The organism is uncultured Duncaniella sp., from assembly GCF_910577345.1.
Taxonomy (GTDB): domain Bacteria; phylum Bacteroidota; class Bacteroidia; order Bacteroidales; family Muribaculaceae; genus Duncaniella.
This window is the reverse complement of the sequence record NZ_CAJTMT010000033.1, coordinates 1-7,570: the sequence shown is the minus strand read 5'-3', so window position 1 is coordinate 7,570 and position 7,570 is coordinate 1. Positions and strand designations below refer to the sequence as shown.

Genomic DNA, 7,570 nt, shown 5'->3' with positions numbered 1-7,570 from the left:
CTATTAGCCCTATCCCCTATTAGCCCTATTAGCCCTATTTGCCCTATTAGGCCTATTAGCCTTATCCCCTATTAGCCTTATTAGCCCTATTTGCCCTATTAGCCTCCTCCCCCATCAGCCTCCTCCCCTCCCCCCTGCACGTTAAAAAGCGTTAAAAACCCTCACCATTCCCTCGCCAACCCCGTTGGTGAGGGATTTTTTCGTAATTTTACCGATTAATTTGAGGATAATAGGCTTTCGCACACCGCAAAAGCCACCATAACCCCTACTCCAAAGCAATGGAACAAGACAAAAAAATACGTGTCGGCATCACCCACGGCGACATCAACGGAATCGGCTACGAAGTGCTGCTCAAAGCCCTGAGCGACACCCGAATCACCGAACTCTGCACCCCGGTGATCTACGGCTCAGCCAAAATAGCCAACTACTACCGCAAGGGCATGGAGCTGCCCGAATTCAAGCTCTTCCAGATTGATTCCCCCGACGATGCGGCTGATGATCAGATCAACATCATCAACGTCGTCGGCGAAGACTGCAAGATTGAACCCGGCCAACCCACCGAGACTGCCGGAAAGGCAGCCCTCGCAGCCCTCGAACGCGCCGTCTCCGACCTCCGCGACGGCCTCATCGACGTACTCGTCACCGCTCCCATCAACAAACACACCATCCACAGCGAGGAATTCAACTTCCCCGGCCACACCGAGTATCTCGAAGAGCGTCTCGGCGAAGGCCGTCACGCCATGATGATAATGTGTAGCGAAAACCTGCGCGTTGCCCTCGTCACCATCCACGACCCCCTCGCGGCTGTAGCAGGCAAAATCACCGCCAAGGCCATCACCGATAAGATCGTTGCCTTCAACCGCTCCCTCATCGAAGACTTCGGCATCCACGGCCCCCGCATCGCCGTCCTCTCCCTCAACCCCCACGCAGGCGACGCAGGTGTCATCGGCAATGAGGAAGCCGAAATCATCGCCCCCGCCATCGCCGAGGCTTCCAAACGCCGCGTCCTCGCCTTCGGCCCCTACCCCGCCGACGGCTTCTTCGGCAGCGGTGCCTACACCAAGTTCGACGGCATCCTCGCCATGTACCACGACCAGGGTCTCACCCCCTTCAAACTCCTCTCCGGAGAGAACGGCGTCAACTACACCGCCGGTCTCCCCTTCGTGCGCACCTCTCCCGACCACGGCACCGCCTACGACATCGCCGGACAGGGCAAGGCCGACGAGCAGTCAATGCGCGAGGCCATCTATGCCGCCATCGACATCTACCGCAACCGCCGTCGTGAGGCCGAGGCCACGGCCAACCCCCTCCGCCGTCAGTTCTACGACAAGGGCAACGACAAGCTCCCCGCCGAGAAGCCCGAACGTCAATAAGCCAAAGCATAACCAATCCTCCAGCCGTCAAAAAACAGCCATGAACTATGCCATCATAGCCGCCGGACAAGGCTCACGCCTCAGCAATGAAGGCGAAGCGCGCCCCAAGCCCCTTGTCGAGCTCGCAGGAGAGCCGATGATCGTGCGTCTTGTCGGCATACTCGACAGCATGGGAGCCGGACGCATCAGCGTCATCACCAATCCGGCCATGCCGGAGGTCCCGGCAACCCTGCGCGCACTTACTCCGCGCGCCGAGCTGACAGTCATGGAGAAATCCACCGGCGGGTCGATGGAAAGCTTCCACGCCCTCGCTGCTGAGATTGACGGCAGTCAACCCTTCTGCCTGATGACGGTCGACACCGTCTTCCGTCCCGAGGAGTTCGCGCAGTTCATCGCCGACTTCGAAGCCGACCCTGACACCGACGGCTACATGGCCGTCACCACCTACATCGCCGACGAGAAACCCCTCTATGTCGCCGCCACCACTGAGGGCGACATCACCGGTTTCCTCGACTGCCCCGTCCCCGGGGTGCGCTTCGTGTCCGGTGGCATCTACCTCCTCCGCCCCTCCGCGCTCGACATCCTTGAGGACTGCGCGCGGGCAGGTGTCAGCCGTATGCGCGACTTCCAGCGCGCCCTCATCGCCTCCGGCATGAGGCTCAAAGCCTGGCAGTTCACCAAGATTATCGACGTGGACCATCCCTCTGACCTCGCTGAAGCCGAGCGCTTCATCTCCGGCTGACCGACAGACTCCGGCACTCCGCACGGGGCTGACCGACCAACGAACCGTTTTTTTAAACCATCATATCCCCGAGGCGAATCCCACGCCTCTAAAACTAACCAACCATGGCTGATATAAAGATAGCCGCAATCATGAGGGCAGGTGTCTTTTCGCCCAACCATATCGGAAACGACGCCTCCATCCTCAACCTCACCGCCGACCAGTTGCGCAAACGCGGCTGCGAGGTCAGGATATACAGCGAAGAGCAGCTTGTGGCAGGTGCCGTGAGCGAAGACATCATAATCAACATGTGCCGCCACCACCGCTCCTTCCCCATCCTGCAGCAGAAAGAGGATGAAGGTGCGCTCGTCATCAACTCCGGCTACGGAGTCGAGAACTGCACCCGCGAACGCCTCACCCGCATCCTCATCGGCAGCAACATACCAACAGCGGAAAGCATCATGGTCAACACCGACGAGCGCGTCATCGACACGATGAACCGCCTCGGCATGACCAACGCATGGGTCAAGCGCGGCGACTTCCACACGATGCACAAGGAGGATGTCACCTACGTCCGCCATCCCGAAGAAGCTCAGGAGGTTGTGCAGGAATACTTCCTGCGCGGCATCAAGCGCGCCGTCGTCTGCCGTCACGTCGAAGGCGAGTTGCTAAAGTTCTACGGTGTCTACGGCACACCCTGGTTCCACTGCTTCTACCACCTCGGCTCACGCGACAAGCAGGGAATGGACGAGGACAAACCGAAATTCGACATCGAAGCCCTCAAAGCCGTCTGCAAACGTGCGGCCGAAGCACTCGACATTAAAATCTACGGCGGCGACGCCATCATAGCCCCCGACGGCACCTTCACCATCATCGACTTCAACGACTGGCCCAGCTTCGCAGCCTGCCGTGCGGAAGCCTCCGGAGTGATTGCCCGTGCCATCCTCGCGGAAATCAAGAAACACAACGCCGCAAAAACCGCAAAGAAATGACCGAGAACAGACGCTTTCCCTTCCTCCCCAAATTCATCGCCACCTCCTTCGGCGCGGGCTACTGGCCCTGGGGACCCGGCACGGCGGGCGCGGTTGTCGGACTCATCCTGTGGTTGCCGCTGGCGCTCACAGGCAGTTTCACCACCACCATCCTCGCCACCCTCGGCCTTATCGTGGTCTTTACCTTCCTCGGCATCTGGTCGGCCACTGTCGCCGAACAATTCTGGGGACCGGACCCCTCGAAAGTGGTCATGGACGAGACCGTCGGCCAGTGGATCACCATGCTCCCCCTCTCGGCTTTCGCCACTGTCCATGCTCCCCTCGCCTCCGGCTCTTTCTGGCTTTGGACAGTCATCTCGCTCATCCTCTTCCGTTTCTTCGACATCGTGAAACCGCTCGGAGTGCGCAAGATGGAGGACCTTCCCGCAGGCACAGGCATCATGGCCGACGACATCCTCGCCGGAATCTACGGAGCCGTGGTCCTCGCGGTGGCAATGTATATGTTCACTGATTTCCCTGTCTGGGAATGACCCTGCTCTATATATTCAGAACTGACAGAAAATGAACTTTTCGCAACTCAAAGATAAATTCCTTCACGGCGGCGGTCTCATCTCGACCTTCCTTCGCTCCTCGGTCTCCTCGCAGGTGGCCTCGTGGATCGACCTCGGAATGAGTATGCTCTTCTACTCCTTCGTCTTCATCGCGCTCGACCCCTTCTACCGTTCCAACCTCTCGGTAGCCGTCGGAGCGATTGCCGGAGGTGTGGTCAACTGCTGCATCAACTACCGCTTCACCTTCCATGCCGCCGGACAGAGCGTCAAGGCCGTCGGAGTGAAATACTTCCTCGTCTGGACAGGCTCGCTCCTGCTCAACATGTATGGGACAACCGGACTTGCAACCCTCCTCTCCCATTGGGAATGGCTGGTGAACCTCGGCTTCAAACCCGACGGCATCTTCGCTGCAGCGCGCCTCGCCGCCTCGCTCGCCGTGTCGTGGGGATGGAACTTCGTCCTGCAACGCAACTTCGTCTACCGCCCCACATGGTTTGACCGCTACGCCATCCGTCTGGTCAACCTCATCCTCCGCATCGCCACCCCCCGCCTGCGCCGGAAACTGGGGAAGACCAATCCTCAAAATTAACGCTATCTGAAAACCAACATTCACATATCCGATTAAAATGCCTGAAACCGAAATAACAATCTCACAGAAAACATCCATGTTCAAGCGATTCCGTGACAGCCTTCAGCAAGGCATCTATTTTGTTATCAATCCCTTCGTGCGTTTCCTTATTCGCATAGGTGTCACCCCCAACATGGTGACCACCATCGGTCTGCTCGGCAACATCGCCGCAGCCATCATCTTTGTCTACGCCGGCTATACAGCCACTGAAACCGACATGAACTACGGTCTCCTTACCTGGGGTGGCGTGGTCATCATCCTCTTCTCGCTCTTCGACATGCTCGACGGGCAGGTGGCGCGACTCGGCAACATGACCTCGACCTTCGGAGCCATGTATGACTCCGTCCTCGACCGCTATTGCGAGCTCTTCACCCTCGGAGGACTCAGCTACTACCTCATCCAGACCGGCTACATCATCGGCGCACTCATCACCTTCGTCGCTCTCGTCGGTTCCATCATGGTCAGCTATGTCCGTGCCCGTGCCGAAGGCCTCGGCCTCGAATGTAAGGTCGGCTTCATGCAGCGCCCCGAGCGTGTGGTAGTCACCACCATCGGCGCCCTCGCCACCGGTATTGTCGGACAGTGCGTTGACCCCTCCGAATTCAATGCTGTCCTCATCCTTATCGCATGTATGGCAGTTATCGCAGTGTTTGCCAATATCACCGCCTTCGCCCGCATCAACCACTGCCGTCGTCTGCTCAAGAACAGCAAGTAATCCCAAACCGACAGCACAACTCAAAACCAACAGCGCAATGTCTGTCATCAACCTTCCGTCACGCCGGGAGTCAATGATAATAGTCCCGGCTGTGCTCGTATGGCTGCTTGTCACCTGCATCTTCGTAGGATTCAGACCTGAGCACATCTATATCGCGGTAGCACTCACGCTACTGCTCTTCGTCACGGCCACCACGCGCCGCCTCGTCGTCGCGCTCCTCCCATTCGCACTCTTCGGAATATCCTACGACTGGATGAACATCCTCCCCAACTACGAGGTTAATCCCGTCGACATCCAAGGGCTCTACGAGAACGAGAAAAACCTCTTCGGCATAGCCACTGCCACCGGTACCCTCACCCCCAACGAATTCTTCGCAATCCACACGAGCAAGGTGATGGATTTCTTCGCCGGTATCTTCTATCTCTGCTGGGTGCCTGTCCCCATCCTTTTCGGCCTCTGGCTCTACTTCAAGCGGCAATACAAGGTCTATCTCCACTTCTCGCTTGTATTTCTCTTCGTGAACCTCCTCGGTTTCACATACTACTACATCCACCCCGCCGCTCCCCCGTGGTATGTGGCCTCCCACGGCTTCGATTTCCTCCTCGGCACTCCCGGTGAGGTCGCAGGGCTCGGACGCTGGGACGAGATGACAGGTCTTAACATCTTCCACGGCCTCTACTCGCGCAACGCCAACGTATTCGCCGCCCTCCCCTCGCTCCATTCGGCCTACATGCTCATCGCCTTCATCTACTCCCTGCGCGCACGCTGTCCGCAGTGGATGCGCATCCTCTTCGCCGTCATCTGCATGGGCATCTGGTTCACTGCCGTCTATACCTCTCACCACTATATCATCGACGTGCTTTCAGGCATTGCCTGCACCCTCATCGGCTACGTCATTTTTGAATACGGACTCATGAAGATTCCGGCCTTCGCCCGCTTCATCAACTCCTATACCCGCTACATCACCTCTCCCTCCAATTGATGAATCAATCACAAAAGGAAGACTATCAACGCTCACTGAAGTCGCTCGACACCGAGGAAGGAATCGACCTGGCTTTCTACCGCCCCATCGGCTACCGCTGGGCCCTACTTGCCGCGCGTTTCGGCATAAGCCCAAACGCCATCACAATCGCAGCCATATTTCTCGGAATCGGTGCCGGAATACTCTTCTATTTTCCCGACCTTTGGCTCAACGTCATCGGTATGCTCCTCCTCGTCTGGGCCAACTCCTTTGACAGCGCAGACGGACAGCTTGCCCGACTGACAAAACAGTATTCACGCATAGGCCGCATACTCGACGGCCTGTGTGGCGATTTCTGGTTTGTCACAATCTATCTCGCTATAGTTTTCCGCGAGATTGACTTCTCATGCTTCTTCGGGGCGCATCCCTGGGTGATATGGGCAATGGCCTGCGTCACCGGCATCTGCCATACGAAACAGGCCGCTATGGCCGACTATTACCGCCAGTTCCACCTCTACTTCCTGAAGGGTGAGGAGGGAAGCGAACTCGACAGCGCCGCCCAGCTCGAACGTCAGCTCTCGGAGAGCGGTGTGACATGGCAAAACCATTTCTGGAAACGACTGACAATGGGAATCTATCTCTCCTACACCCGTCAGCAGGAGGCAACCTCACCCGCCATGCAGGCTTTGCGGGAGGAATTGCGTCACCGTTTCCCGTCAGGAAACATCCCGCAGTCGTTCCGCAATGATTTCCGTCGTGAATCGCTCCCACTGATGAAATACACCAATATCCTCTCGTTCAACTGGCGTACCATCACCCTCTTCACAACCCTTTTCATCGGTCAACCCTGGCTATACTTCGTGGCTGAACTTACAATCTTCAACGCCATACTTGTCTATATGATTGTGCGTCACGAACGTCTCTGCCGTCGCCTTACACTCAAACTTCAAGATGGCTGCTACTGATACCCAAAAACTCACCTCGCTTTCGGCCCTCAAAATCGGTGCGAATATAAGAGGTCTGATTTTCGACTACGGGGGCACTCTCGATTCGCGTGGCGACCATTGGAGCCATATAATCCTCGATGCCTATCGCGCAAACGGTCTTGAAATACCGACGGATAGCTTCATTGAGGCATACGTCTACGCTGAGCGCGCTTTGGCAGCGCGCCCTCACATCGCTCCGGACGACACCTTCCGCGAGCTTATGTGCAAAAAAATCGGCATTGAGATGGATTGGTTGCTTAATGCCGGACACATAACCATACAGGATATAAAAAAGAGTGTGGACATCGCCGAATACTGCTACAACCATGCACGGGAGTGTGTGGCTGAATCCGCTCAGACACTCCGGGAACTTGCAGAGAAATATCCCTTGGTACTTGTCAGCAACTTCTACGGAAACATCAACGCAGTCATTTCCGATTTCGGAATCGACAGCTATTTCAAGGCCGTCATCGAAAGCGCGGTCGTCGGTGTGCGCAAACCGGACCCCGAAATCTTCAATCTCGGACTGAAAGCACTTGGCCTTCCGGCGGCAGATGTACTTGTCGTCGGCGACAGTCTCTCGAAAGATATTCTCCCGGCCCTGTCACTCGGCTGCCCCACCGCCCTCCTCACAGGCCGCCCC

9 protein-coding genes are annotated in these 7,570 nt (G+C 57.1%); all 9 read left to right on the top strand.

Going from position 1 to position 7,570, the window contains the following annotated elements; genetic code table 11:
* Positions 1 to 278: 278 nt before the first annotated feature.
* Entirely contained in the window at positions 279 to 1,373 is a 1,095-nt protein-coding gene (gene pdxA, locus QZ310_RS11635; RefSeq protein WP_297072977.1) for a 4-hydroxythreonine-4-phosphate dehydrogenase PdxA, read from the top strand.
* A gap of 40 nt (positions 1,374 to 1,413) precedes the next feature.
* Positions 1,414 to 2,115 carry an NTP transferase domain-containing protein gene (locus QZ310_RS11630; RefSeq protein ID WP_297072975.1) on the top strand — a complete coding sequence of 234 codons (702 nt, stop codon included), beginning with the start codon at positions 1,414 to 1,416 and terminating at the stop codon, positions 2,113 to 2,115.
* A 104-nt stretch (positions 2,116 to 2,219) separates the two neighbouring features.
* Entirely contained in the window at positions 2,220 to 3,086 is an 867-nt protein-coding gene (locus tag QZ310_RS11625) for a hypothetical protein (RefSeq protein ID WP_297072973.1), read from the top strand.
* Positions 3,083 to 3,616: a phosphatidylglycerophosphatase A gene (locus QZ310_RS11620; RefSeq protein ID WP_297072971.1), complete on the top strand. Its 534-nt coding sequence runs from the start codon at positions 3,083 to 3,085 to the stop codon at positions 3,614 to 3,616. Before QZ310_RS11625 ends, QZ310_RS11620 begins: the two co-directional genes overlap by 4 nt.
* Positions 3,617 to 3,647: 31 nt before the next feature.
* Complete coding sequence (locus tag QZ310_RS11615; RefSeq protein ID WP_297072969.1) at positions 3,648 to 4,226, top strand: GtrA family protein; 579 nt, start codon at positions 3,648 to 3,650, stop codon at positions 4,224 to 4,226.
* Positions 4,227 to 4,302: 76 nt separating this feature from the next.
* Positions 4,303 to 4,980 carry a CDP-alcohol phosphatidyltransferase family protein gene (locus tag QZ310_RS11610; protein ID WP_297073024.1) on the top strand — a complete coding sequence of 226 codons (678 nt, stop codon included), beginning with the start codon at positions 4,303 to 4,305 and terminating at the stop codon, positions 4,978 to 4,980.
* 37 nt (positions 4,981 to 5,017) lie between these two features.
* Positions 5,018 to 5,962 carry a phosphatase PAP2 family protein gene (locus QZ310_RS11605; protein WP_297072967.1) on the top strand — a complete coding sequence of 315 codons (945 nt, stop codon included), beginning with the start codon at positions 5,018 to 5,020 and terminating at the stop codon, positions 5,960 to 5,962.
* Positions 5,962 to 6,906, top strand: a complete 945-nt coding sequence (locus QZ310_RS11600) for a CDP-alcohol phosphatidyltransferase family protein (protein ID WP_297072965.1) — start codon at positions 5,962 to 5,964, stop codon at positions 6,904 to 6,906. Before QZ310_RS11605 ends, QZ310_RS11600 begins: the two co-directional genes overlap by 1 nt.
* A partial coding sequence (locus QZ310_RS11595; protein ID WP_297072963.1) for an HAD family hydrolase occupies positions 6,893 to 7,570 on the top strand: 678 nt, incomplete at its 3' end. The genes QZ310_RS11600 and QZ310_RS11595, both read left to right, overlap by 14 nt.